The sequence below is a fragment of the Mesorhizobium sp. M1396 genome (assembly GCF_040317725.1).
Classification (GTDB): Bacteria; Pseudomonadota; Alphaproteobacteria; order Rhizobiales; family Rhizobiaceae; genus Mesorhizobium.
In genome coordinates, this window is sequence record NZ_JAMYLA010000014.1 from 115,233 (window position 1) to 141,100 (window position 25,868).

Below are 25,868 nucleotides of genomic sequence, written 5' to 3' on the forward strand. Positions count from 1 at the left end.
TGCTGGAATGTCTCTACTCGGCCGGCTCCACTTTGGTGTAGGCGGCTTCCTCGAGTTCGCGCTTCAGCCGGGCTTGCTCATGGGTCTTCGGGGTGACGAAGCGGCCAAGCAGGAGATAGGCGACCGGCGTCAGGAACAGCGTCGAGACGGTGGCAAGGCCCAGTCCGCCGACGATGACCCAGCCGAGTGCGACGCGCGCCTCGGCACCGGCGCCGCTCGCCAGCACCAGCGGCAAGCCGCCGAGCACGGTGCAGATCATCGTCATCATCACCGGCCGCACGCGGATGATCGAGGCCTGCTCGATCGCTTCGCGCACGCCAAGCCCACGATCACACAGCTGGTTGGCGAATTCGACGATCAGGATGCCGTTCTTGGCCATGACTCCGACCAGCAGCACCAGGCCGATCTGGCTGTAAGCGTTGAGGCTGGTGCCCGAGAGCAGCAGCGCGAAGATGGCGCAGGCGAGACCGAGCGGCACCGTCGCCATGATGATGACGGCGCTGACGAAGCTTTCGAACTGGGCGGCCAGCACCAAAAGGATGATAACCAGCGCGAAGCCGAAGATGGTGACCATGGCGCTGTTGGTCTCGCCCAGCGTCGCGGCCTCGGCCAGCGGCAGTATGCGGCTGCCCGCAGGCAGCAGCGGCGTGGCGATTTCCTCGGCGCGGGTGAGCGCATCGCCAAGAGCGAAGTCGCCAGTGAGGTTGGATGTGATGGCCACCGAAGGCTGCTGCTGCTCACGCGACAGCGATGGCGGCACGGCGCGCTCGGTCAGCGTGGCGATGGTCGACATCGGCACGAAGCGTCCGTCGGCGGTTTTCAGGAAGATGTTTTCCAAATCGGTCGGGTCGTTGATCGGATTGGTGGTCGAGACCAGCTTCACACCATAGCTGCGGTCGGCGATGTAGACGTCGGCGACGTCGTTGCCGTCGAGCATGGCCTGCAAGGTGTTGGCCAGCCCAGTGATGTCGATGCCGAGGTCGGAGGCGCGCTCGCGGTCGATGGCCACCGCCAGCTGCGGCTGCGTCGGGTCGATCGACAGGCGCGGGGTCTGGAAGCGCGGATCCTTCTGCATCTCGGCGATGATCTTCACCGCTGCGTCGCCGAGTGCCTTGCGGTCGTTGCCGACCAGCGCGAACTGCAGGCCGTTGCCGGCGCCGCGGATGCCGAGGCTGTTGGGCTGCACCGGGAAGATGCGCACACTCGGCACCTGTCTGGTCAACCGGCTGATCTCGGCCATGATCTCCTGCTGGCTGCGGCTGCGCTCGTTCCACGGTGCCAGCGTCATCACCATGAAGCCTGAGTTATAGGAGCCGTTCTGGCCGGCATTCTCGAAAGTGCTGCGGATCTCGCCGGAATCGCGCATCGGCTGGATCAGTTTCTCGATCTTCTGCATCTGCTGGGTGGTGTAGTCGAGGCTGACGCCCTGCGGGGCGCTGACGCGCAGCAGCACGGCGGCGCGATCCTCGGTCGGCGTCAGTTCCTGGCGTATGGTGCCGAACAGCGTGAAGGCGGTGCCGGCAAACAGCACCGCGACCAGAAGCACGATCCATGGCGCATCGAGGCAGGCGTGCAGGCCGCGCTTGTAGGCAGTATTGAGCACGCCGCCGATGCGGGCGCCGACGCCGTGACCGCCTTCGTGGTGGAGCGATGCGCTGGTCAGCATACGCGAAGCGAGCATCGGGCACAGCGTCAGCGCCACCACGCAGGACAGAAGCACCGACATGGCAAGCACGAAGCCGAATTCGCGAAACAGACCGCCGGTCTGGCCGGGCAGGAACGAGATCGGCACGAAGACGGCGACGAGCGTCAAGGTGGTGGCAATGACGGCGAAGAACACCTCCTGCGCGCCGAGCACGGCGGCTGCGCGGGGCCCCATGCCTTCATTGCGCCGTCGCACGATGTTCTCCAGCACGACGATGGCGTCGTCGACGACCAGTCCGGTCGCCAGCACCAGGGCGAGCAGGGTCAGGATGTTGACCGAGAAGCCAGCCAGATAGATGGCGGCGATGGTGCCGATCATGGCAACCGGCATCGATAGTCCCGGGATCAGCGTCGCGCGCCAGTCGAGCAGAAACACATAGATGACGATCAGCACCATGGTCACCGACAGGCCGAGCGCGATCTCGACCTCGTGCACCGCGCCGTTGACGAAGACCGCGTCGTCGCTGGTGATCTTGATCGACATGCCCTTGGGCAGGTTTTCCTGCAATTTGGCGACGGCGGCCTGGACACCGGTCGAGATGTCCAGCGTGTTCGATTCCGCCTGGCGGATGATGCCGATGCCAATACCGGTCTTGCCATCCGAACGCAGCGCGGTCTGGCCGACATCGGGGCCGAGCGTGACGGTGGCAACGTCGCGGATGCGCGTCGTGCCGCCGATGATGATGTTTTCGAACTCTTCCGGCGTGGTCACGTCGGCGGTCGTGCGGACGATCAGGTCCTGATTGGTCGTGGTGATCGAACCAGCGGGTGAATCGAAGGCGACAGAGGCAAGCGCCGCCCTGAGGTCGGCCACCGTGAAGCCGAGGCTGGCAAGCTTGTTCTGGTCGACATCGATGCGGAAGATCTTGTCGCGGTCGCCATAGACCTGGACGTCGGCAACGCCGGGCACGGCGGCCAGCTCGTCCTCGATCTGGTCCTGGACCACCACTGTCATGTCCTGGATCGACATATTGTCCGAGGTCACCGCCAATCGCATCACCGGTTCGGAATTGGCATCGGCCTTGACGATGCGCGGCGGATCGGCGGTGTCCGGCATCTGGTTGGCGACGCGGCCGACGGCATCACGCACGTCCGAGGCGGCGACGTCGAGATCGACACCGTCGTTGAACTCGATGGTGACGCGGCTCGAACCGAACGAGGAAGAAGACGAGATCGACTTGACGCCGGAGACGCGGGCGACGGCGCCCTCGATCGTGTCGGTCAATTCGCGGTCGACGGTTTCTGCCGCCGCCCCTTCGAAGGCGGTGGAAACAGTAACGACCGCGCGATCGACGTCAGGCAGTTCACGGATCTCGACGCCATAGAAGGCGGCAAGGCCAGCAACGGCGATGAGGGTGTTCAGAACGAAGGCCATGACCGGCCTGCGGATGAACAGCGCGGTGAAGCCGGTATCGCTGGCGGTGTTGATGGTGCCGGTCATGAGCCCTCGGCCGCCTCCACGGCACGCTGCTCTTCGCCGGCAACGCGGACCGCGCCGCCCTCGCTGACGCTCTGAGTGCCTTCGGTGACCACCATGTCGCCGCTGTCGATCTCCGCGTCGATCAGCACGGTCTCGGTGTTGCGCTGGATGATGCGCACCGGGACCCGCCTGGCCTTGCCGTCCGCGATCCGCCAGACATAGGCGCCGTCCGAACCCCACAGGATCGCCAGCGGGCTGATGGCCGGATAGGTCTGTCCCGGGAATTTCATGGTGATGCCGAACGACATGCCGGCGCGCAGGGAATCGGCCGGATTGGCGATCTTGGCTTTGACCAGAAGGGTGCGGCTCTTCTCATCGATGTGATTGTCTATGGCCGAAACCGTTCCGGTATAGGCATTGCTGGGATTGGCGATCGGCGTCGCCGTCAATTGCGCGCCGACCTTCACAGCGGCGGCGAAACGCTCCGGTACCAGGAAATCGACCAGAATGCTGGAGCGGTCGTCGAGCGTGGCGATTGCCGACTGGTTGGTCACATAATTGCCGGCGGAGATCGGCAGGATGCCGACGGTGCCGGCAATCGGTGCCAGAATCGACCGACGCTGGAGTGCAAGTTCCGCGTCCTGAAGCGCCAGCTTGGCGCCCGCCAACACCACTTCGGCGTCGGCCACGGCAACCGGTGTCGCGGCGTTGGAGGCGCGCAGCGACTTGACGCGGTCAAGCTTGGCCTGCGCATCCTGCAAGGCGAGCTTGGCGCGGTCCTGGGCGATCATTTCGGTCTCGGAATCGAGGGTGGCGATGATTTGTCCCTTGTCGACATGGCTGCCGGATTCGACCAGCAACTCGGCGAGGCGGCCGGAACTGTAGGGATTGACGGTCACCGAGGCATTGGCACGGCCGGTACCGATCGCCTGCAAGCGGTCGTTGATAACAGCCGAAGTGGCCGCCAGGGCAACCACGTTCACCCGCTGGTTGCCACCACCGCGGCCGATTGCCTGCTTCGCGTTGACGGCGCCGCTTTCAGCCGGAGACGTTGCCGCATAAGCCCAGTCAATGCCCCAGCCTGCCAGCACGTCGTGAGCGCCCGGATAAAAGCGCAGCCAGGCGGATGCCGCCACCACCAGCACCACAAGCGCAAAAACTATCTGTTTCCAGGCGGCCATCGGCACTCCGGTTGGTAAAACAGTCCTTTCGTCTACCAGTTTCCCGAAATGAAGCAGACGCGGCGAGGCTATTGTAAGGCAAGAAGCCAGCCCGATATCGCGTCTTTATGACAACTCTCCGGTGTCTGCGCACATTAAATATATGTAACGTGACGCCTAACGCAGACTTTCCATCTCTCGAATGCGCTTGGCGCCCTCTGCTTCCAGTTGCCTTGTGACAGCGCCGATCAGCATTTCTGCAACGACGAAGAGGGCGGCGGAGGAATCCCACGCCGACGGCACGGCCGTTCGTCCAGCGATGACATGGCGGGCGAAACGCGCGATCGGCGATAGCCATTGGTCGGTGAACAGCACGATCTGCACGCCGCGCTGATGCGCCTTTTCGGCGAAGCGAGCGAGGCTGTCCTGATAGCGCCTGATGTCGAAGATCACCAGCACATCGCGTTTGCCCATGTCGATCAGCCTGTCGCGCCACGTGCTTTCCTGACCGGCAAGGTGAAAGACATCGGGCTGAACGACGGCGAGGTGGGCGGCCATGTAACGCGCCAGCGGATCGGTGAAGCGGCCGCCGATCAGGAATGTCTTGCCGCGCCGGTCGACAAGCCGGGCGGCGATGTCGGCAAGCTGCCTGTCGGACAGGTGCCTGAACGTTTCGCGCATGTTGTCGAGCGTCGCTTCCAGCATTGGTGACACCGTGCCGCCGCCGGGCGAGGGCGGGTTGAGCGTCCTTATCGCCGGCGATTGCAATTGCGCCGCCAGTTCGTCCTGCAGGCTTGACTGGAATTCCGGATAGTTCTGGAAGCCCAGCCGGGCAACGAAGCGCAGGATCGTCGGCGAGGAGACGCCGGCCGCGGCCGAGAACTCGGCGACCGTCTTCAGGCCGATCATCGGGTAGCTGGCGATCAGCGTCTGGGCCGCGCGTCGTTCGCCGGCCGGCATCGTGCCGATGCGGTCGGCAATCAGTTCGGCAATACTGGAAATCATCTTTCCCCCACCCCCTGGAGCGGGATGGCAAACCATTCCGCTCCGTCTGTTTGTCTTGGCCCATTTCTGCGACGCCAAGCGATTCTACCTGGCTGCAAAACGCTTCGGCCCGGTCGAAGGTCTTTTCCGAAATCGCATTTGACAAAACCGGCCAAACTGTATGAAATCATCCACAGGGACGCAATGAGACAAAATACGTAACATACGATACAGCGCTCCCCGGGGACGGCAGACTATGGAGAAAGCACGGCCCGCCAGCCTTGCAGCGTCTGATACCGTGAGGGTGACGAACCCCGGCGGATCGAGCCCTTTTGTGCTGACCTGCGATCACGCCTCGAACTTCGTTCCCGCCGAATTCGGCACGCTTGGCCTTGCCGCCGAGGACCTGTCGCGCCACATCGCGTGGGATCCCGGCGCGCTGCCGGTTGCCCGCCGCATGGCGCAGGCGCTCGATGCTACGTTGGTCGAAACCCGAATTTCGCGTCTCGTCATCGACTGCAACCGGCCGCTCGATGCGCCCGATTTGATACCGCCTGTCAGTGAGACAACAGCCATACCAGGCAATGCCGGCCTGTCGGAAGGTGAGCGCGCGGCGCGCATCGCCTTGTCGTGGCAGCCGTTTCACGCCGCCATCGATCAGATTGTCTGCGACCGGCTGGCGCGCGGGCAGGCGACCCGCCTGGTTTCGGTCCACTCCTTCACGCCGGTCTACAAATCCAAAAACCGGCCCTGGCATATAGGCATCATCCACGACAAGGATCGCCGGCTGGCATCACCGCTGATATCGGCGCTGAAGCGGCTTGCTGGCGTCACCGTCGGCGTCAACGAGCCCTATTCCCCGGCCGACCGCGTCTATTTCACGCTGGAACGCCATGCGCGCTCGCGCGGCTTGCCTTGCGCGATGATCGAAATCCGCAACGATGAAATCGCCGGCGAGACCGGGCAGCGGAAATGGGCGGATATGCTCACGGGCATTTTTTCGGATCTGGAGCCAGAGGAGGCCGGACACACCAGATCGCATTCAGTCGGAAAGTCAGTTCAATCGGCCAGCTAAGAACCAACAGGGGACACCAAAATGGCAGCACCGGGTTATACTGAAGTTGACAAGAAGGAGGACCTCAAGGTTCTCCATGGAATGGGCTATGCTCAGGAACTGTCGCGAAGCATGAGCCGCTTCTCGAATTTCGCGATCTCGTTCTCGATCATCTGCATCCTTTCAGGTGGCATCAATTCCTTCGCGCAGGCGACATCGTCGATCGGTGGCGCGGGCGCGGGCATCGGCTGGATCGTCGGCTGCTGCGTATCGGGCTTCTTCGCCCTTGCCATGGCGCAGATCGCCTCGGCATTTCCGACCGCCGGCGGCCTCTATCATTGGTCGTCGATCCTCGGCAACCGCTTCACTGGCTGGCTGACGGCCTGGCTCAATCTGTTTGGCCTGATCACCGTGCTCGGCGCCATCAACATCGGCACCGCCTTCTTCTTTGTCGGAACGTTCGGAAGCTGGTTCGGCATCACCGGCACGCCGGGCGAAATCGTCGGGTTCGTAGCCTTCATCACCGTGCTGCAGGCGCTGTTCAACCATTTCGGTATCAAGCTGACGGCTATGCTGACGGATGCTTCCGGCTTCCTGATTCTCGGAGCAACGGCGGTCCTAATCGTGGCTTGCCTGGTGTTTGCGCCGGCGATCGACATCACGCGGCTTTGGACCTTCACCAACTATTCGGGCGATGCCGGTGGCGGTGTTTTCCCGCAGTCCGACTCCATGAGCTACCTGTTCCTGCTCTGCCTGCTTCTGCCGGTCTATACCATCACCGGCTACGACGCGTCGGCGCATACCTCCGAAGAAACAGAGAAGGCAGCACACTCGGTGCCGCAGGCGATCGTTTCGTCCGTGCTCTGGTCTTCGCTAATCGGTTGGGTGATGCTGTGCGCAATCGTCCTGGCTATCCCCGACCTGGCCGCCGGCGCCAAGCAGGGCTGGAACGTGTTCTTCGCCACCATGGACGCGATCATGCCCGTCTGGCTGAAGACGTTGCTGTATCTCGCAATCCTGATCTCGCAGTTCCTGTGCGGTCTCGCCACGGTGACCTCGGCCTCGCGCATGTTGTTTGCCTTCTCGCGTGACGGTGGCATGCCGTTCGGTTCCGCGTCGCTCGCCAAAGTCAACCCGACCTGGCGCACGCCAGTCAACGCGATCTGGACCGCTGCTGTGCTTGAGATCATCTATGTCTTTCTTGCACAGTTCATTTCGATTGGCGGCACCAACATCTACACCATCGTCGTCAATTCGACGCTGGTGTTCCTGTTTCTGTCGTTCATCATTCCGATCGTACTCGGCATGATGACCTTCGGAACGGCGAAATGGCCGACTCCAGGCCCGTGGAACCTCGGCGCCGGGCTGTTCAAGCTGTTTTGCGCCCTGTCGATTGTCGGCATGGCGATCATCTTCTACATCGCCATCCAGCCGCCGAACGACAAGGTGCTTTACATCACCATTGGCTTCATTGTGCTGACCGCCGTCCTTTGGTTCGGTTTCGAAAACCGCCGCTTCCAGGGTCCACCGATCGGCGACCAGATTGCCAAGCGCAGGGCTGCCATCGCGGCCGCCGAAATGGCCGTCGGCGAAACCGGCCACTGACATCAACCATCATGGCCATGGCCGGCGTTTTGCCGGCCATGGTTTCGTTTGCCCTCTCAATCGTCAAGCGCTGGAGTGCCAAAGGAATGGCCGGAAATTTCTCGTTCGATCAGTTGAAGAAAGCGGTCTCCAGCGGCGAGATCGACACGGTGCTCGCCTGCATCGTCGACATGCAGGGCCGGCTGGCGGGAAAACGGTTCCTGGCGCAGTACTTCGTCGATTCCGCGCATGACGAAACGCATGGCTGCAACTATCTGCTGGCTGCCGACATCGATATGGAGCCCGTGCCCGGCTACAAGGCGGCGAGCTGGTCGAAGGGCTATGGCGACTTCGTCATGAAGCCGGATCTGGCCACGCTGCGGCGCATTCCCTGGCTGGAAAAGACCGCACTTGTGATCTGCGACGTGCTTGACCACCACACCCACGATGACCTGCCGCATTCGCCGCGCGCTATCCTCAAGAAGCAGGTCAAGCGGCTGACGGAGCGCGGCTATATCGGCTATTTCGCTTCCGAGCTGGAATTCTATCTGTTCAACGAGACCTACGATTCCGCCCGCAAGAAACACTGGCAGGGCCTCGACACCGCCTCGCCCTATATCGGCGACTACCAGATCGGCATCACCACCAAGGAAGAAGGCGTCATGCGCCGGCTTCGCAACGAGATGGAAGCTGCCGGCATTCCGATCGAGAATTCCAAGGGCGAGTGGGGTCCGGGCCAGGAAGAGATCAATGTGCGCTATGCCGAGGCGCTCGACATGGCCGACCGCCACGTCATCCTGAAGAACGGCGCCAAGGAAATCGCCGAGTCCGAAGGCAAGGCGATTTCCTTCATGTCCAAGTACAATTACGGGCTCGCCGGCAATTCCAGCCACATCCACAATTCGCTGTGGAGCGCCGACGGCAAGACGCCGTTGTTCTTCGACAACAAAGCGGACTGGACGCTCTCGACGCTGGGCCAGCAATGGGCCGCCGGTCAGCTCAAATACGCCAAGGAATTCACCTGGTTCCTGGCGCCCTACATCAACTCCTACAAGCGCTTCCAGGCCGGCACCTTTGCGCCGACCAAGATCATGTGGAGCGAGGACAACCGCACCGCCGGCTTCCGCCTGTGCGGCGAGGGCACCAAGGGCATCCGCATGGAATGCCGCATCGGCGGCGCCGACCTCAACCCGTATCTTGCTTTCGCGGCGCTGATCGCAGCCGGCCTCGCCGGCATCGACGAGAAGCTGGAATTGCAGAAGCCGTTTGTCGGCGATGCTTACCAGGCGTCGCGTTTGCCGGAGATCCCGAAGACACTGCGCGATGCGACCGAGACGCTGGCGAAGTCGAAGATGCTGAGGCAGGCGCTCGGCGAGGATGTGCTCGAACACTATGTCCACACCGCAAAATGGGAGCAGTTCGAATATGACCGCCGCATCACGGATTGGGAACTGCACAGGGGGTTCGAGCGATATTGACGTTGTTGCGTTTTTTGCGATATGTTGCGATATAAGCACCGCAACATATCGGAGGCAGTGTTGCTCAAAGGCAAAGCCAATGTCGACAAAACATGGTTCGCGGATCAGATGAAGGAGCGCAACATATCGTTGCGCCGTATGGCCAGCCGCATGAACATGCATCCCAGCGCCTTGTCGCGGACACTGAACGGCGAGCGGCGTATGCAAGTCGATGAAATACGCAGGATCGCTGAAATTTTCGACCAGCCGGAAAGCGAGGTCTTGGTCCACCTGGGCTCTTCGGATGCGAAGGCGGCGGAGCGTCGTCCCGGCTTCATGGAGGGGCAGGTGGATTTCGAGAATGCGTTAGACGTAAACGACACCGCTGGAGAATACATCGTGCCGCCGCGAGGCGCCGATCCGTTGTTTGGATGCATGGCTGGGACACTCACGCTTCTCCCGGACGTCGATTACACCGCACCCGCGGATCCGGACTGGGGCAAGGTGTATGACGACTGATGGGGTGCTTCTGGACACATGCTTCATGCTGTGGCTGTCGACGGAACAACCGGTCGCGAGAGCGGCGGTTGAGAGGGTGACCAGCGCGCGCAAAAATGGCGACGTGATCGCCGTTTCCGTCATGTCCGCCTGGGAAATCGGAATGCTGGTTTCTAAAGGCCGGCTTCCGTTCATCAAGTCACCGCTCGCATGGTTTGAACGGTTCGTGCAGGCTGGTGCAACGAGTGTTGAAGGCATCGACAGTGAGCTCTTGGTCGAGTCTTCGTTCCTGCCCGGCGTCGTTCACAACGATCCAACAGACCGGATCATCATAGCTACGGCGCGCTCGAAGAATTTGGAAATTATCACCCGCGATCGCGCGATCCTTGCCTATGGCTTGGCTGGCTTCGTCAAAACAGTTCCTTGTTGATTTGGAGACGTTTAATTGGAAACCGTGAAACTCATATCCCCCGTCGATGGCTCGATCTATGCCGAGAGGCCCGTGGCAACGGACCAGGCGATCAACGCCGCGGTAGAACGTGCCAAGGCGGCGCAGGAGAAGTGGGCTGAGACACCGATCGTCGAGCGCGGCAAGTACATGCTGGCGATGCTGGAAGCGCTGGTCGCGATGACAGACGAGATCGTGCCGGAAATCGCCTGGCAGATGGGGCGGCCTGTTCGTTATGGCGGTGAGTTCGGCGGTGTCAAGGAACGCACCAACTACATGGTCGAGATCGCCGAGGCGGCGCTCAAGTCTGTGCCGGCCTCCAATCCGAAGGATGGCTTCCGCCGATATGTGAAGAAGGATCCGCTCGGCGTGGTCATGGTGATCGCGCCGTGGAATTATCCTTACCTCACCGCCGTCAACACCATCGTGCCGGCGCTGATGGCCGGCAACACCGTGATCCTCAAGCATGCGGCGCAGACGCTGCGGGTTGGCGAGCGCTTTCAGCAGGCCTTCGACAAGGCCGGTCTGCCGAAGGGCGTGTTCCAGAATATCGTGCTGAACCACGCCCAGACCGAGAAACTGCTCGGCTCGGGCAAGATCGACCATGTCAATTTCACCGGTTCGGTCGCCGGCGGCCGCGCCATCGAAAGAGCGGCGGCGGGCACTTTCATGACCCTCGGCCTAGAGCTTGGCGGCAAGGATCCGGCCTATGTGCTGCCCGACGCCAAGATGGACCATGCGGTCGCCAATCTGGTCGACGGCGCCTTCTACAATTCCGGCCAGTGCTGCTGCGGCATCGAACGCGTCTACGTGCACGAAAAGGTCTATGACGAATTCGTCGAAGGCTTCATCGCCGAGACGAAGAACTATGTCGTCGGCAATCCGCTCGACCAAGCGACGACGATGGGGCCGATGGCGCAGGCGCGCTTCGCCGACCTGATCCGCGAGCAGAAGGCCGAGGCACTGCGCAAGGGCGCGGTGGCACATATCAACATGAAGGTGGCGAACGACAAGGCCGGCTCGCCCTATCTGGCGCCGGAAGTGCTGACCAATGTCGACCATCAGATGAGCGTCATGCGCGAGGAGAGTTTTGGGCCGATCGTCGGCATCATGAAGGTGCGCAACGACGAAGAAGCGATCGCGCTGATGAACGACAGTCCCTACGGGCTGACGGCCTCGATCTGGACGCGCGATACCGAGCATGCGGTGGCGATCGGCAACCGCGTCGAGACCGGCACGGTGTTCATGAACCGCTGCGACTATCTCGACCCGGCCTTGGTCTGGACCGGCGTCAAGGACACCGGCAAGGGTGCCGGCCTGTCCGCCATCGGCTATGACAATCTGACCAGGCCGAAGTCATTCCATCTGCGCGAAGCCATCTGAGCTGCTTGAGCATCGAGCATTGGGCCACTCAAGGAGGAGAAATGTCTGAGATACAGCCGTCCGCACCATTGGCCCGTCAGGGGCCAGAGGGTATTGGCGGCTATCTCGTCGTGCCGATGCTTGGCCTCATTTTCATGCCTCTGGCTGGCCTGGTTGTGTTCGAGCACCATATCGGCCTGTCCGAGTATTTTAGCCTACTAACCGGTGCGCAGCAGGTCTTCGTCGTGGCGGAGATTTTCGGATATCTGGCGATCGCGGTCGCCTGCCCGCAGGGCTTGCTTGTTTTGCTGATTGGCAAGCGGCGGGCTTTTCCACGCCTTTACATCGTCTGGGCCGCCGTCAGTCCCGTCTCTATCCTGACCGATCTTGCGGCCGCGAGCATCCTTCTTGGCGATATCTTTGAGGCGCAAGGCATGGCTTTGTTCGATGGAGAGGCGGCAAAGAATATTCAACACTCGATCGTCTATTCCGTAATCTGGATTCTATACATGCAGAAGTCCCGGCGGGTTCAGAACACCTTCACTCAATAGCCACCACCCACAATGTCCTGAAATCGAGAAAAAATGTCCAAGCTGATCTCCAAATGGAACTATCCCACCACCGTCCGCTTCGGCGCCGGGCGCATCAAGGAATTGCCAGAGGTTTTGGCGGCCACCGGCATCAAGCGGCCGCTGTTCGTCACCGATCCTGGCCTGGCGAAACTGCCGGTCGTCGCCTCGACGCTGAAGATTCTCGACGACGCCAAGGTGCCCTACGGCGTCTTCTCGGAGGTCAGGCCGAACCCGGTCGAATCCAATCTCACCGCCGGCATCGCCGTGTTCAAGAAGGGCAAGCATGACGGCGTCATCGCCTTCGGCGGTGGCTCGGCGCTCGATCTCGGCAAGCTGATTGCCTTCCAGGCCGGCCAGGTTAGGCCGGTGTGGGACTTCGAGGATGTCGATGACTGGTGGACGCGCGCCAATTCGGATGCCATCGCGCCGATCATCGCCGTGCCGACCACCGCCGGCACCGGATCGGAAGTCGGCCGCGCCGGTGTCATCACCAATGAGGCGACGCACACCAAGAAAGTCATCTTCCATCCCAAATTGTTGCCTTCTATCGTCATCGCCGATCCCGAACTGTCGGTCGGCATGCCCGGCTTCATCACCGCCGGTACCGGCATGGATGCGCTGGCCCACTGTCTCGAAGCCTATTGCGCGCCGGGTTATCATCCGATGGCCGACGGCATCGCCGTCGAAGGTGTGAGGCTGGCCTTCGAGAACCTGCCGAAGGCTTTTGCCAATGGCAAGGATCTCGTCGCGCGCGCCCATATGATGAGCGCCGCCGCGATGGGCGCCGCCGCCTTCCAGAAAGGGCTCGGCGCCATCCATTCGCTGTCGCATCCGGTCGGTGCGCTCTACGATACCCATCACGGCATGACCAATGCGGTGTTCATGCCTTATGTGCTCGCCTTCAACCGCGACGCCATCGAGGAGCGTATTGGCCGGCTCGCCGCCTATTGCGGCATCAAGGGCGGCTTCGACGGCTTCGCCAAGGCGATCATCAAGCTGCGTAAGGAATTGAAGGTGCCGCACGCGCTGCCGGGCCTGATCAAGGGGCTCGACATGGACAAGAAGCGCAAGGCGCTGATCGCCGACATGGCCGTGGTCGATCCGACCGCCGGCGGCAACCCGGTCAAGCTGACCAAGAAGGCGGCGCTGACCCTGCTCGAAAACGCCATCGCCGGCACGGTCTGAGGCGTTTTCCGCACCGCGAAGTGATCTGAAAAGGGGCTAGAAAAACAAGGGGGAGGATGACGGGCAAGGGACAAAATAGTTAGCCGGAAAAAGAATCGCGAAGCGATTGCTACAGCCGGTTAAAAAGAGTTTACTTTTTCGTACTGCGAGCAGCCGGTTTCATAAAGCTTTCATCTGGCTGTCACATGAAAACGATACCGCATCGCAGGCGTCCAACGGCGTCAGTTCAACGGAGAGAACACATGTTCAAATTCACGGGGAAAGTGCTTTCCCTTTCGGCCGCGGCGCTTTTCGCGTCGACGGTGATTTCGTCCGCGGATTCGATGGACGATCTCGTCAAGGCCGCCAAGGCAGAAGGCCAGCTAACCACCATCGCTTTGCCGCATGATTGGTGCGGCTACGGTGCCGTCATTGATGGCTTCAAGGCCAAGTATCCTGGGATTGCCATCAACGAACTCAACCCCGATGCCGGGTCCGGCGATGAGGTCGAGGCGATCAAGGCCAACAAGGACAACAAGGGCCCGCAGGCGCCCGACGTCATCGACGTCGGCTTGTCGTTCGGCCCGTCGGCCAAGAAGGATGGCCTGATCCAGCCCTACAAAGTGTCGACCTGGGACTCGATCCCGGACAGCGCCAAGGATGCGGAAGGCTTCTGGACCGGCGACTACTACGGCGTGCTGTCCTTCCAGGTGAACAAGGATCTGGTCAAGGAATCGCCGAAGGACTGGGCCGACCTGCTGAAGCCGGAATTCGCCAACTCGGTCGCTTTGGCCGGTGATCCGCGCGCGTCGAACCAGGCCATCCAGGCGGTATATGCCGCTGGCCTGTCGTCGGGTGCGGCTGCTGGCGAAGCCGCCGGCACCGCTGGCCTCGACTTCTTCAAGAAGCTCAACGCCGCCGGCAATTTCGTGCCGGTTATCGGCAAGGCCGCCACGCTCGCCCAGGGTCAGACTCCGATCCTCGTCACCTGGGACTACAACGCGCTCGCCGGCCGTGACACGCTGAAGGGCAACCCACCCGTCGACGTCGTCGTGCCGAAGACCGGTGTCGTCGCCGGCGTCTACGTGCAGGCGATCAGCGCTTTCGCGCCGCACCCGAACGCAGCCAAGCTCTGGCTGGAATACCTCTATTCCGACGAAGGCCAGGTCGCCTGGCTGAAGGGCTACTGCCACCCGATCCGCTTCAACGATCTTGCCAAGAACAACAAGATTCCGGCGGACGTGCTGGCCAAGCTGCCGCCGGCTGAGTCCTATGCGGCCGCGGCGTTCCCGACGCTCGACGAGCAGGGCAAGGCCAAGGAAGCCATCACCAAGAACTGGGATGCCGTTGTCGGCGCCAACGTCAAGTAAGACCTGAAATCCACCGGGCGGCTTCACGGCTGCCCGGTTCGTCCTCTCGAAGACGGTAGCAGGCGCATGACCGATCTCTCATTTTCCGATCACGCGGTTGCCGGCAAGACCGCGCCCCCCGCCGAGGCGCGCAGCCTGAGGCTGCCGACGCAGTGGCTCGGCGTCGCGCCATTCTTCATCTTCGCCGTCATGTTCCTGATCTTGCCCACGCTCTACTTGATGCTGGGCGCGTTCCAGAACGATGCCGGCGAGTTCACCCTCGAAAACATCATGGCGCTGGCGCAGCCGTCGATCGTTGCCGCCTACTGGATTTCGATCAAGGTCAGCCTCGCCTCATCGCTGATCGGCGCCTTCGCAGGTCTCGCCATCGCCATCGCCATTGTGCGCGGCGGCCTGCCGGACTGGATACGTTCGGCGACACTGACATTTTCCGGCGTAGCTTCCAATTTTGCCGGCGTGCCGCTGGCCTTCGCCTTCCTCGCCACGCTCGGCCGCCTCGGCCTTGCGACGGTGATCCTGAACACCCTGTTCGGCCTCAACATCTATGCTCACGGCTTCAACATCCTGTCGTTCTGGGGGCTGACGCTGACTTATGTCTATTTCCAGATTCCGCTGATGGTGGTGATCATCGTGCCGGCAATCGATGGTCTGAAGAAGGAATGGGGCGAGGCCGCCGCAACGCTTGGAGCGACCATGGCGCAATATTGGCGCATGGTTGTCATCCCGGTGATCTGGCCGAGCTTTCTCGGCACCGTCATCCTTTTGTTCGCCAATGCCTTCGGCGCCATCGCCACCGCCTATGCGTTGACGGGTTCGTCGCTCAACATCGTGCCGATCCTGCTCTATGCGCAGATCCGCGGCGACGTGCTGCACAATGCCCATCTTGGCTATGCCATAGCCTTCGGCATGATCTTCATCACCGGCCTAGCCAATGTCTTCTACATCTGGTTCCGCACCCGTTCCGAGAGGTGGCTCAAATGAAGGCTGGCAGGTTCTGGGCCTGGGTCGTATTCGCCCTTGGCGCGGCCTATTTCTTCATTCCGCTGATCGCGACCGTGGAGTTCTCCATGCGCATGCGGCGTGGCGAGTACTCCTTCGACGCCTACAAGGTCGTGCTCGGCGATGCCCGCTTCCAGGCGACCTTCGGCTATTCGGTGCTCGCGGCCATCTTCACCATTATTCTCGGCGTGCTCATCGTGGTGCCGGCTGCCTACTGGATCCGGCTTCGGCTGCCGCAGTTGCGGCCGATCGTCGAATTCATCACGCTGCTGCCGCTGGTCATCCCGGCCATCGTCATCGTCTTCGGCTACATCAGAATGTACGGGTCGAATTCGCCGCTGCCGTTCCTGGCGACCGATACAGGCACCAATGCCTTGCTGGTCATCGGCTATGCGACACTGGCGCTGCCCTATATGTATCGCGCCGTCGACACCGGGCTTCGCACCATCGATGTGCGTACCCTCACGGAAGCGGCACAGATCCTTGGTGCTGGTTGGGGGACGATCATCACCCGTGTCATCCTGCCCAATGTGCTGATCGCGGTGCTGTCGGGCGCCTTCCTCACCTTCGCCATCGTCATCGGCGAGTTCACCATGGCGAGCCTGCTCAACCGGCCTGCCTTCGGCCCTTATTTGCAGAATATCGGCGCCAACCGGGCCTATGAGCCGGCGGCGCTTGCCATCATCGCCTTCGCCATCACCTGGGGCTGCATGTCGCTGATCCAGATCCTGTCCCGTTTCGCGCCGAGATCGGCGAACCGTCCGAACTGAGAGTCAAAGCCATGGCCGACCCGTTCCTTTCCATTCAGCACGTTCGAAAATCCTTCGGCGCCACCACGGTCGTGGAGGATTTCAATCTCGACGTCGAGCGCGGCGAATTCGTCTCCTTCCTCGGCCCGTCCGGTTGTGGCAAGACCACCGTGCTGCGCATGGTGGCGGGCTTCGAGGAGCCGAGCGCGGGCACGATCGTCGTCGGTGGCAAGGACATTACGAGGCTGAAGCCCAACCAGCGCAATGTCGGCATGGTGTTCCAGGCCTATGCGCTGTTTCCCAACCTGACCGTTGCGCAAAATATTGGCTTCGGCTTGAAGGTCGCCGGCATGCCGAGGGCGGACATCGATGCCCGTGTCGCCGAGATGCTCGGTATCATCAAGCTGCCGCAGATGGCGGATCGCTATCCCTATCAGCTCTCGGGCGGCCAGCAGCAGCGCATCGCGTTGGCCCGCGCCATCGCGCCGAAGCCGAAACTGCTGCTGCTCGACGAGCCGCTGTCGGCACTCGACGCCAAGGTGCGCGTGTCGCTGCGCGAGGAAATCCGCTCGATCCAGAAGAAGCTCGGCATCACCACCATCTTCGTCACCCATGACCAGGAAGAGGCGCTGTCGATCTCGGATCGCATCGCCGTCATGTATGGCGGCAAGGCCGAGCAGGTCGGCACGCCGTTCGAGATCTACAACCGCCCGGCAACCAAGTTCGTCGCCAATTTCGTCGGCACGCTGAACGTGCTCGAAGGCACCGTCACCGACGCCGCCGCGGGCACGGTGCGGGTCAATTCCGAGCAGGTTTCGCTGAAGGGCAAGCTCAACGGCTCCAAGTCTGGCGACACGCTGTCGCTGGCATTGCGTCCGGAAGCGATCTCGCTTGGCCGTCAGCCCGGCCGCGACTCCAGCCTTTCGGGCGAAATCTCCGAGGTGCATTTCCTCGGCTCGGTGATCCGGGTTCGCGTCGGCATCGGCGGCAACATGGTCTCGCTCGACACCTTCAACAGCCCGGCAACGCCGCCCCCGGCGGTCGGTGAAAAGGCCGAGATATCGTTCTCATCGAGCGATATGCTGGTGCTGCACTAGGCGTGACAGCGCTCCTTCAGGCTGGAACCATGAATGGCTGCATCACCGCCTGAAAAACCGGCAGTGCTTCCATTTGGGTGGCATAGGCTTCCGACGACGGCGCGGTGATTTCGACATTGGTGTGGTCGATGCGCTCGCCGAAACCTGCAGAGGGTGGAAGCAAAGCTGGTAGGGGCACATTGCCTGCCAGCCCGAGCTTGCTGGCCAGGCTTTTTCCAGCTGCTTTGCCACTGCCGACAATCCCGCTTCCCGGCTATAACAAGCCATGGCCCTCTTCGAACTGACACTCATTCTGCTGTTGATCGCCGTCGCGCTGACGGCGCTGTCGCGGCGTGCGCAGATTCCCTATCCCTCCTTGCTGGCGCTTGCAGGGGTGGGCATCGCCTTCGTACCTAGTGTGCCGACGATCGAGATCGACCCGGAACTGGCGCTTGCCCTGTTCATCGCGCCGGTGCTGCTCGATGCCGCCTATGATACGTCTTTGCGCGACCTCAACCGCTACAGGGTGCCGCTTGTGCTGCTGGCACTCGGCGCTGTCCTTTTCACGACGACGACCGTGGCTCTGGTCGGGTGGGCGATGGCAGGCCTCCCGATCGCCGCGGCCATAGCCCTCGGCGCCATTGTGGCACCGCCCGACGCGGTGGCGGCGTCGGCGGTGCTTGGCCAGTTCAAGGTGCCGCATCGAATCACAGCCATCCTGCAAGGCGAGAGCCTGCTCAACGATGCCACCGCGCTGCTGATCTACCGGATAGCGGTTTCGGCGGCAGCGGGCAGCATTCTGCTGAGCAGCGCCGTGCCGATGATCCTGCTGTCCACCTTGGGCAGCCTTGCGGCCGGATATCTGCTTGGCCGGCTGTCTCTGATGACGCTGGACCGTATCGAAGACCCGGCGAGCGGCACTGTGGTGCAATTTGCCGGCACATTCGGGGTCTGGATCCTGGCCGACAGGCTGGGCCTTTCCGCCATCATCACCATCGTGGTCTATGCCATGACCATCGCCCGCACCGCGCCGCGCCGCATGCCGGCCAGAAACCGCATCAGTTCCTATTCGGTTTGGGAAACGGCGGTCTTCGTGCTCAACGTGCTGGCTTTCGTGCTGATGGGCCTGCAGGCGCGTTCGATTGTCGGCAGGCTTGCCGGCGAGGGGCAGACCGATGCCTTCTTCCTGGCCGGGACCGTACTTGCCATCGTCATCGTTTCACGTTTGATCTGGGTGCTGGGCTGCGGCGCGATCATCAGGTGGTTGGCCCGTTTCGGCAATGCGGATCGTCGGCGAGACGCGCCATCGTTGCGCGGCGGCATGCTCATCGGCTGGTGCGGGATGCGCGGTCTGGTGACGCTTGCGGCGGCATTTGCCTTGCCGGCTGAATTTCCCGCCCGCGACCCGATCGTGCTCGCTGCCTTCACGGTCGTGCTAGGCACGCTGGTGCTCCAGGGCATGAGCCTGAAACCGCTGCTGCGCCTGCTCAACCTCGACCCGGATGAAATGGTCGACCGCGAGGTTGCGCAGGCACGCGTTGTGGTCATGCAGGCCGCCCTCGACATATTGAGCGGCAAGACATCGGACGCGGCGGCTGCGGTGCGCGAGCAATATGCCGCTCAACGCAAGATCGCCAAAAATCCTGACGACGCCCAGGCGGCCACCGAATATGACCGCTTGCGCCTCTATGCCATCAAGAGCCAGCGCGACGCGCTGGAGGAACTGCGCCGCAACGGCACGATCGGTGACGAAGCCTATCACCGCCTTGAGGAAGAGATCGACTGGACCGAACTGGCGGCGTCGCCACCCGGCCGGTTCCAACCGCTGACGACATAGAGCCTGCTCCATCCCGATGGACTCAAGATGAAGCAGGGGCTGGTTGTTGTTTGAGCATGCTCTATTCCGAAAACGTGATTCCACTTTTCGGGATGATACTCTGGCCGCTGGCCCAGCCCCATCGCTCGCGCGGCACATTGCAACCAATCTGCCGAACCGATACTGCCAATTCGAAAGTAAGCCGGATAAACAATGAAGCTGGTCAGCTACAATATCCAATACGGGTTCGGCGGCGACGGGAGCTACGATCTTTCGCGCGCCGCGCGCATCGTTGCCGGCGCCGACATCATTGCGCTGCAAGAGGTCGAGCGGCACTGGCAGCGCAGCAATTTCGACGACCAGCCGGAGCTGCTTTCGCGCTTGCTGCCGGACTATCACTGGGTCTACGGCCCAGCCTTCGACATGGATGCCAGCGAGCGGCGCGACGGCCATCTGGTCAACCGACGCCGGCAGTTCGGCACCATGGTGCTGTCCAAGTTGCCGATCGTCTGGTCGCGGCTGCATGCGCTGCCGATGCGCCGTACGCTGCGGCCGCTCAATACGCGCAATGCGGCACTCGAATGCATGATCCGCACGCCTGCCGGCCCGGTGCGGGTGTTGTCGCTGCATCTCGCCCATATCGCGGTCGAGGAGCGGCTGGAGCAGATAGACTATCTCATGGCCGAGCATCGCCGGGCACCATCCGATGGCGGGCCGTGGAGCGGCGTCGACGACGAGCCCACGCGCAACTGGACCAGCGGCGAAGCGGAACCGGAAAACCCACCGGCGGCGATCTGGATGGGTGATTTCAACATGGAGCCGGGCAGCGCCGAATACCGCCGCATCGTCGGCAGCACGCCTTACCATCGCGGCGCGGCCTATCTTGACGGCTTCGTCGATGCCGCCGCCATTGCCAGCGAGCCGGCCGCGGATTTCCACACCCATGTGAAGACCATCGACGGCAAGGTGGCAAAGCGGCGGCTCGACCATTGCTTCGTCGGCGGCATGTTAGCCGGGCGCGTGCGTTCAATCAGTGCCGATATCGGCGAGGTTGCGTCGGACCATTTCCCGCTGCGGGTCGACATCGATCTCGAAAACGCCCGGCATTGCCCCATGAGCCGCGCATGACACTTTTCGTCTTCTTCGCGGTGCTTGCCGCCGCCGCCATGCACGCGGTCTGGAACGCGCTGGTCAAGGTCCATCTCGACCGCTTCCTGTCGATCACGCTGATGACGCTCGGTATGGGCGCCGCGGCCCTGCTGGTGCTGCCGTTCGTCGAAGTGCCGAAGGCGGAGGTGTGGCCCTACATCATCGCCTCCGTGTTTTTCCACATGGGCTACCGGACTTTCCTGATCGGAGCCTACAAGGCCGGCGATTTCGCCCAGACCTATCCACTGGCGCGCGGCACCGCACCGCTGCTCTCGGCCTTTGGCGGCATGTTCGTCGTTGCCGAGATTCCTGGCCCGTTCGCCATGCTCGGCATCTTTCTCTTGTCGGCCGGCACGCTGGTGATGTCGTTTCGCGGCGGCGCGCATCTGGAAAAGCTGAATTTACGCGCGGTCGGCTTTGCGCTGGGCACCTCGATCTTCATTGCCAGCTACACGCTCTCCGACGGCAGCGGCGCGCGGCTGGCCGCCACGGCACAGAGCTATGCCGCCTGGCTGTTCATCTGCGATGCTTTTGGCGCCTTGGCGCTGTGCCTGATGTTCCGTGGGCCGAAGGCGCTGCCGGTGCTGGCGCGCGACTGGAAGGCAGGGCTGTTCACCGGCGTGCTCAGTGGCGCGGCCTACTGGATCGTCATGTGGGCGATGACCAAGGCGCCGATCGCCTCGGTGGCGTCGCTGCGCGAAACCTCGATCCTGTTTGCCATGATGATCTCGGTCTTCGCGCTCGGCGAGAAGATGACAGGCTGGCGCGGTGCCGCCGCGCTCGGCATCGTCGCCGGTGTCGTCGCGCTCAGGCTCGGTTAGTCCAGGTGTCGTCTCGCGATCACCCATTTCACCACTAGGTATGGGACGACGAAACCAAGCACATCTACAAATGTGCGCCAATTTTTCGATTGCAGCGCGCTAGAGCCCCAGGTCGAAGACCATCAGTCCGTCGGTGCCGCCTTCAAGTGCGGCGACCAGCCGGGCGCCGGCGCGCTGATGCGCCTCATGCACCAGATAGGCGTCGCGCGCGGCAGCATCGCGGAAGTCGATTGTGAAGCCGTGGGTGAAGCCGCGCGCGAATGGCTCCGGGCTGACATTGGCGCTGAACTGGACCGCGTCCATGCCGTCGATCACCTGTCGCAGTGCCTCGAGATCTGCATGGATCGCCATGCGCTCAGCGGCGGGAACATCGTTGCGGAATCTAGCAAAAACGCAGTGCCTGATCATTTTTTGTCCCTAAGCCGCCCGGTTTCCAGAGAACACGGCCGGCGGCAACGGCTCGCGGCCAAGAATGATATCCGAACCCTTTTCACCAACCATGATGGTCGGCGCATTGGTGTTGGAGGAGGGGATGCGCGGCATCACCGAGGCGTCGCAGACCCGCAGGCCCTCGATGCCGCGCAGCCGCAGATCCGGTGTCACGACAGCCATGTCGTCATGGCCCATGCGGCATGTGCCGACGGGGTGGTGGTCGGTCTTGGAACTGCGGCAGGCGTAGTCGAACAACTCGTCGTCGCTGGCGAGCGACGGGCCGGGCAGCACTTCGCGCAGCACGTAAGGGGCAAGCGCCTTCTGCCGCATGATCTCGCGCGCCAGCCTCAGCCCCTTGATCGACATATCGCGATCATAGGGATCGGACCAGTAGTTCGGGTCAATCAACGGATGGTCGGCGGGATCGGCACTCTTCAGCCGCACCGTGCCGCGCGAGCGCGGCCGCAGGAAGGCTGAATTCAGGGTCACGCCCGGGTTGTTCAGCTTCTCGACGCCGGCCTCGATGCCGGAGCCGAGGCCGAGATGGAACTGGATGTCGGGCGAGGCGGCAGTCGGGTCGGCGTACCAGAAGCCGCCGGTCTCGAACAGGCTGGAGGCCACCGGCCCTTTCTTCAGCAGCAGGTATTGCAGGCCGGCCCAGGCCATGCGGTGCAGCTTTGCATAATTGTCATAGGTGTGGTCGCCGGTGCATTCGGCGATGACGAACAAATCAAGATGGTCCTGCATGTTGGAGCCGACGCCGGGCAGGTCATGAACCGGCGTGACGCCGACCGCCTTCAGATGGTCGGCAGGGCCGATGCCCGACTGCATCAACAGTTTCGGCGAGCCGATGGCGCCGGAGGAGACGATCACCTCGCGCTCGGCCCGCAGGATTTTCTTCTCGCCGCCCGGCCTGTCGACGATTTCGACGCCGACGGCACGGCCCTTCTCGACGACGATGCGGGTCACCAGCACATCGGTCCTGACGGTGAGGTTCTTGCGCGCGCGGATCGGTCTGAGATAGGCCACCGAAGCGGAGGAGCGGCGGGCATCCTTCTGGGTCAGCTGGTAATAGCCGACGCCTTCCTGGCTGGCGCCGTTGAAGTCCGGATTGAAGGGGATGCCCATCTCCTGGCCGGCGCGGAAATAGGCCTCGCAGATCGGCAGCGGCGAAATCGGGTTCGACACGCCGAGCGGGCCCTGGTCGCCGTGGTAATCGTTGGCGTAGCGCTGGTTGTTTTCGGCGCGCTTGAAATAGGGCAGCACGTCGCGATAGCCCCAGCCGGCAAGGCCCTCTTCCTTCTCCCAGGCGTCATAGTCGTGGGCATTGCCGCGCGTGTAGATCTGGGCGTTGATGGAGGAGCCGCCGCCGATCACCTTGGCCTGCGTATACCAGAAGACGCGGTCCTTCATGTGCTTCTGCGGTACGGTCGACCAGCCCCAGGACGCAATGCCCTTGGTCATCTTGGCGAAGCCGGCCGGCATGTGGATATAGGGATGCCAGTCCTTGCCGCCGGCTTCCAGCAGCAGGACCGAATTTGCCGGATCCTCGCTCAATCGGTTGGCCAGAACGCACCCGGCCGGACCGGCGCCCACGATGATGTAGTCGGTCATGACATTGTCCATTTACAGCCGAGGCACGGAGAGCGCGCCGTCGACATTGATGATCGAGCCGGTCGAAAAGCCGAGTTTTCCGCTGGCGAGCGTCGCCACCACCGCACCGATGTCGGCCGCTTCGCCCCAGCGCTTTGCCGGCACCAGCCCATCGTCGATCAGCGAATCGTATTTGGCGGCCACGCTGGATGTCATGTCGGTGCGGATGATGCCGGGACGCACCTCGAACACGCCGATGTTTTCGGGCGCCAGCCGCAGCGCCAGGTTCTTTACCCACATTGAAAGCCCGGCTTTCGAGACGCAGTAGTCCGGTCGTTCCGGCGACGCCATTTCCGCGCTGACCGAGGTGATGGTTATGATCGATTTCGGATGATCGCTACGTGCGGCCAGCATTGCCTTGGCGACGGCCTGGCTGAGGAACACGGTGCCCCGCAGATTGATGCCCAGCGTGCGGTCGAAATTCTCCGGCTTGAGGTCCAGGAGGTCACCGCGCGCCACCGCGCCGACACCGGCATTGTTGACCAGGCAGTCGATACGACCGAAGGCGCGCATCGCGGCATCGACAAGTGTGATGTGGCTGTCGAGATCGGCGATGTCGCAAGGGACATAGGCAAATTTCGCCCCGCGCCCGGCGATGTCGGTGGCAAGTCCGTCGGCGGCTGTTTCGGCAAGGTCGGCGACCAGAATATTGAAGCCGGCATCGGCGAGCGCCTCGGCGCAAGCAAGGCCGATGCCGCGTGCGCCGCCGGTGATGATGGCTGCGGGGCGGGTCATTGGAGGCTACCTCCGCAGGCGTGGTCGCCGCCCCTCATCGCCCTGCCGGGCACTTCTCCCCGTACAGAGACGGGGAGAAGGACACTGTCGCCACCGCTTTCGCCGATCGTCAAAGGAGCGCCGAGGTTGTGGCCAGCTTTCTTCTCCCCGTTTACGCCGTTTACGGGGAGAAGTGCCCGGCAGGGCGATGAGGGGCAGCGCAAACTGATCATGCCAGTTCGCCCTTGCGGATATGGTCGGCGACACGCAGCGCCTGGGCGGCGATCGAGAGGGCCGGGTTTACGGCGGCCGAGTTGGGCAGGAAACTGGCATCGACGACGAACAGGTTCCGATGGTCGAACGACCGGCAGAAGGGGTCGAGCGGCGCGGTCGCCGGATCGTCGCCCATCTTGACCGTGCCGCACTGGTGCGACGGCGTGCGTTTGTCGAAGGGCCGCGACAGCACCAGGGGATAACCGCAGGCGCGGAAGTTCTCGCGCATCACCTTGGTCAGCCCGTCGAGCGACTGCATGTTGGAGCGCCGCCATTGCATGACGATGTCCTTGCCGTCGACCATGATGCGGCTTTCGGGATCGGGCAGGTCCTCGCACATCAAATACCAGTCGACGGCGTGGCCGGCGATGAAATCGAGCGCGAATTTCGGCGTAAATTTCACGTTGGCCTTGAGCATGTTGCCGTCGATCTTGCCGAGCAGTTGGACATTGCCGAGCGGCTTGCCGCCCTTGCCGTCGGACAGGTAATAGTCGTTCAGCATCAGCGTCTTCTGGTAGACGGCATCGTTGCGGCGGCGCGGGTCGATCGCCAGCATGGCGCTCGAATTGTGGTTCATGAAATTGCGGCCGACCTGGTCGGAGCGGTTGGCAAGACCCTTGTCACCTTCCTTGCCGTTGTTGGGCGAGGGCGAGCGCAGCAGGATGACGGCGGAATTGACCGCGCCGGCCGAGAGGATGACGAGCTTCGGCGTGACTTTCTTCGCCTCGCCATTCTGCCGATAGTGGATGGCGGCGATGCTTTTGCCGTCGGGCGACGCTTCCAGGTACTCGACATAGCAGCTGGTCTCGAGCTGGATGTTGCTGTCCTTGAGTGCCGCCGTCAGTGGACCGGTCTGCGCGTCGACCTTGCCCTGCCCGGTGTTGGGAAACGCATCCCAGCCGGTCCTGCCCTCCTTCAGCCAGATGTCGATGTCGACGCCGAGCGGCAGCGAGGCTGGATGCAGGCCGAGGTTTTTCAGCTCGGCGCGGGCACGCGCGATGGGGGCTTCGTCGGGAACCGGCTTGAAGGCGTAGGGGATCGAATGGAACGGTTCGGTCGGGTCCTCGCCCAGCGCGCCGCGCACGCGAAACAGCTGTTCGGCTTTCGAATACCAGGGCTCGAACTCCTCATAGGAAAACGGCCAGGCCGGCGAAACACCGCCGAAATGCTCCATGGCGGCAAAGTCTTCCTTGCGGTAGCGGATCAGCACAGCGCCGTAGAATTTCGAATTGCCGCCGACATAGTAGTAGTTGCCGGGATTGAAGGCACCGCCACCGGCCTCGCGCCACATCTCCTTCGGCCGGTAGTGGCCGTCGACGAAGATCGAACGCGTGTCACGCGCATGCGGCGTTGCCGGCCGGGGGTGCGCCCACCTCACGAATCACGTGTGTAGGCAACTGGCAGGGCGG

The 25,868-nt window shown here is 62.6% G+C and carries 22 protein-coding genes and 1 pseudogene; 15 read left to right on the plus strand and 8 right to left on the minus strand.

Annotated features, from left to right (window positions below; translation table 11 throughout):
- Positions 1-13 precede the first annotated feature (13 nt).
- The 3 genes from NKH02_RS11825 to NKH02_RS11835 form a co-directional block, all read right to left on the minus strand.
- Complete coding sequence (locus NKH02_RS11825; RefSeq protein WP_352878872.1) at positions 14-3,145, minus strand: efflux RND transporter permease subunit; 3,132 nt, start codon at positions 3,143-3,145, stop codon at positions 14-16.
- Positions 3,142-4,305, minus strand: a complete 1,164-nt coding sequence (locus NKH02_RS11830; RefSeq protein ID WP_352863223.1) for an efflux RND transporter periplasmic adaptor subunit — start codon at positions 4,303-4,305, stop codon at positions 3,142-3,144. The genes NKH02_RS11825 and NKH02_RS11830 overlap by 4 nt, the downstream gene beginning before the upstream one ends.
- Before the next feature lie 156 nt (positions 4,306-4,461).
- On the minus strand, positions 4,462-5,289 hold the full coding sequence (locus tag NKH02_RS11835; protein ID WP_352878874.1) for a MurR/RpiR family transcriptional regulator: 828 nt from the start codon (positions 5,287-5,289) through the stop codon (positions 4,462-4,464).
- A gap of 235 nt (positions 5,290-5,524) precedes the next feature.
- Here NKH02_RS11835 and NKH02_RS11840 point away from each other — a divergent pair, with 235 nt between their 5' ends.
- The 12 genes from NKH02_RS11840 (at position 5,525) to NKH02_RS11895 (ending at position 17,622) form a co-directional block, all read left to right on the plus strand.
- Positions 5,525-6,343 carry an N-formylglutamate amidohydrolase gene (locus NKH02_RS11840; RefSeq protein WP_352863226.1) on the plus strand — a complete coding sequence of 273 codons (819 nt, stop codon included), beginning with the start codon at positions 5,525-5,527 and terminating at the stop codon, positions 6,341-6,343.
- A 21-nt stretch (positions 6,344-6,364) separates the two neighbouring features.
- Positions 6,365-7,927 (plus strand): amino acid permease, encoded by a 1,563-nt coding sequence (locus NKH02_RS11845; RefSeq protein WP_352878877.1) that lies wholly within the window; start codon positions 6,365-6,367, stop codon positions 7,925-7,927.
- An 86-nt stretch (positions 7,928-8,013) separates the two neighbouring features.
- The gene (locus NKH02_RS11850; protein WP_352878880.1) at positions 8,014-9,384 is read left to right on the plus strand and encodes a glutamine synthetase family protein; all 1,371 of its coding nucleotides are present in this window, start codon (positions 8,014-8,016) and stop codon (positions 9,382-9,384) included.
- A gap of 60 nt (positions 9,385-9,444) precedes the next feature.
- Positions 9,445-9,882, plus strand: coding sequence for a helix-turn-helix domain-containing protein (locus NKH02_RS11855; RefSeq protein WP_352878882.1), 438 nt, complete (start codon positions 9,445-9,447; stop codon positions 9,880-9,882).
- On the plus strand, positions 9,872-10,291 hold the full coding sequence (locus tag NKH02_RS11860) for a type II toxin-antitoxin system VapC family toxin (protein ID WP_352878884.1): 420 nt from the start codon (positions 9,872-9,874) through the stop codon (positions 10,289-10,291). The genes NKH02_RS11855 and NKH02_RS11860 overlap by 11 nt, the downstream gene beginning before the upstream one ends.
- A gap of 15 nt (positions 10,292-10,306) precedes the next feature.
- Positions 10,307-11,692: an aldehyde dehydrogenase family protein gene (locus tag NKH02_RS11865; protein WP_352878887.1), complete on the plus strand. Its 1,386-nt coding sequence runs from the start codon at positions 10,307-10,309 to the stop codon at positions 11,690-11,692.
- Between the two features lie 41 nt (positions 11,693-11,733).
- Entirely contained in the window at positions 11,734-12,222 is a 489-nt protein-coding gene (locus tag NKH02_RS11870; protein ID WP_352878889.1) for a DUF2569 domain-containing protein, read from the plus strand.
- Positions 12,223-12,255: 33 nt separating this feature from the next.
- Positions 12,256-13,428 carry an iron-containing alcohol dehydrogenase gene (locus NKH02_RS11875; RefSeq protein WP_352863235.1) on the plus strand — a complete coding sequence of 391 codons (1,173 nt, stop codon included), beginning with the start codon at positions 12,256-12,258 and terminating at the stop codon, positions 13,426-13,428.
- Positions 13,429-13,670: 242 nt separating this feature from the next.
- Positions 13,671-14,777 carry an ABC transporter substrate-binding protein gene (locus NKH02_RS11880; RefSeq protein WP_352878892.1) on the plus strand — a complete coding sequence of 369 codons (1,107 nt, stop codon included), beginning with the start codon at positions 13,671-13,673 and terminating at the stop codon, positions 14,775-14,777.
- A 66-nt stretch (positions 14,778-14,843) separates the two neighbouring features.
- Positions 14,844-15,758 carry an ABC transporter permease gene (locus NKH02_RS11885; RefSeq protein ID WP_352863237.1) on the plus strand — a complete coding sequence of 305 codons (915 nt, stop codon included), beginning with the start codon at positions 14,844-14,846 and terminating at the stop codon, positions 15,756-15,758.
- Complete coding sequence (locus NKH02_RS11890) at positions 15,755-16,546, plus strand: ABC transporter permease (RefSeq protein WP_352878895.1); 792 nt, start codon at positions 15,755-15,757, stop codon at positions 16,544-16,546. Before NKH02_RS11885 ends, NKH02_RS11890 begins: the two co-directional genes overlap by 4 nt.
- An 11-nt stretch (positions 16,547-16,557) precedes the next feature.
- Positions 16,558-17,622 (plus strand): ABC transporter ATP-binding protein, encoded by a 1,065-nt coding sequence (locus NKH02_RS11895; RefSeq protein WP_352878898.1) that lies wholly within the window; start codon positions 16,558-16,560, stop codon positions 17,620-17,622.
- Between the two features lie 16 nt (positions 17,623-17,638).
- On the opposite strand, the gene NKH02_RS11900 is transcribed toward NKH02_RS11895, so the two are convergent.
- Positions 17,639-17,800 (minus strand): hypothetical protein, encoded by a 162-nt coding sequence (locus NKH02_RS11900; protein ID WP_352863240.1) that lies wholly within the window; start codon positions 17,798-17,800, stop codon positions 17,639-17,641.
- A gap of 87 nt (positions 17,801-17,887) precedes the next feature.
- Between NKH02_RS11900 and NKH02_RS11905 the strand changes: the two genes are divergently transcribed.
- From NKH02_RS11905 to NKH02_RS11915, 3 genes are all read left to right on the plus strand, one after another.
- Positions 17,888-19,438: a cation:proton antiporter gene (locus tag NKH02_RS11905; RefSeq protein ID WP_352878900.1), complete on the plus strand. Its 1,551-nt coding sequence runs from the start codon at positions 17,888-17,890 to the stop codon at positions 19,436-19,438.
- 192 nt (positions 19,439-19,630) lie between these two features.
- Entirely contained in the window at positions 19,631-20,545 is a 915-nt protein-coding gene (locus NKH02_RS11910; protein ID WP_352863242.1) for an endonuclease/exonuclease/phosphatase family protein, read from the plus strand.
- A complete protein-coding gene (locus NKH02_RS11915) occupies positions 20,542-21,387 on the plus strand; it encodes an EamA family transporter (RefSeq protein ID WP_352878901.1) in 846 nt (281 codons plus the stop codon). The genes NKH02_RS11910 and NKH02_RS11915 overlap by 4 nt, the downstream gene beginning before the upstream one ends.
- A 99-nt stretch (positions 21,388-21,486) precedes the next feature.
- Here the strand turns inward: NKH02_RS11915 and NKH02_RS11920 are convergent, their stop codons facing one another.
- The 4 genes and pseudogenes from NKH02_RS11920 to NKH02_RS11935 form a co-directional block, all read right to left on the minus strand.
- Positions 21,487-21,795, minus strand: coding sequence for a Dabb family protein (locus NKH02_RS11920; protein ID WP_352863244.1), 309 nt, complete (start codon positions 21,793-21,795; stop codon positions 21,487-21,489).
- 9 nt (positions 21,796-21,804) lie between these two features.
- Positions 21,805-23,433: a GMC family oxidoreductase gene (locus NKH02_RS11925; RefSeq protein ID WP_352878903.1), complete on the minus strand. Its 1,629-nt coding sequence runs from the start codon at positions 23,431-23,433 to the stop codon at positions 21,805-21,807.
- A 12-nt stretch (positions 23,434-23,445) separates the two neighbouring features.
- The gene (locus NKH02_RS11930; protein ID WP_352878905.1) at positions 23,446-24,207 is read right to left on the minus strand and encodes a 3-ketoacyl-ACP reductase; all 762 of its coding nucleotides are present in this window, start codon (positions 24,205-24,207) and stop codon (positions 23,446-23,448) included.
- Positions 24,208-24,415: 208 nt separating this feature from the next.
- Positions 24,416-25,807, minus strand: a pseudogene (locus tag NKH02_RS11935) (GMC oxidoreductase); the annotation flags it as partial.
- Between the last annotated feature and the right edge of the window lie 61 nt (positions 25,808-25,868).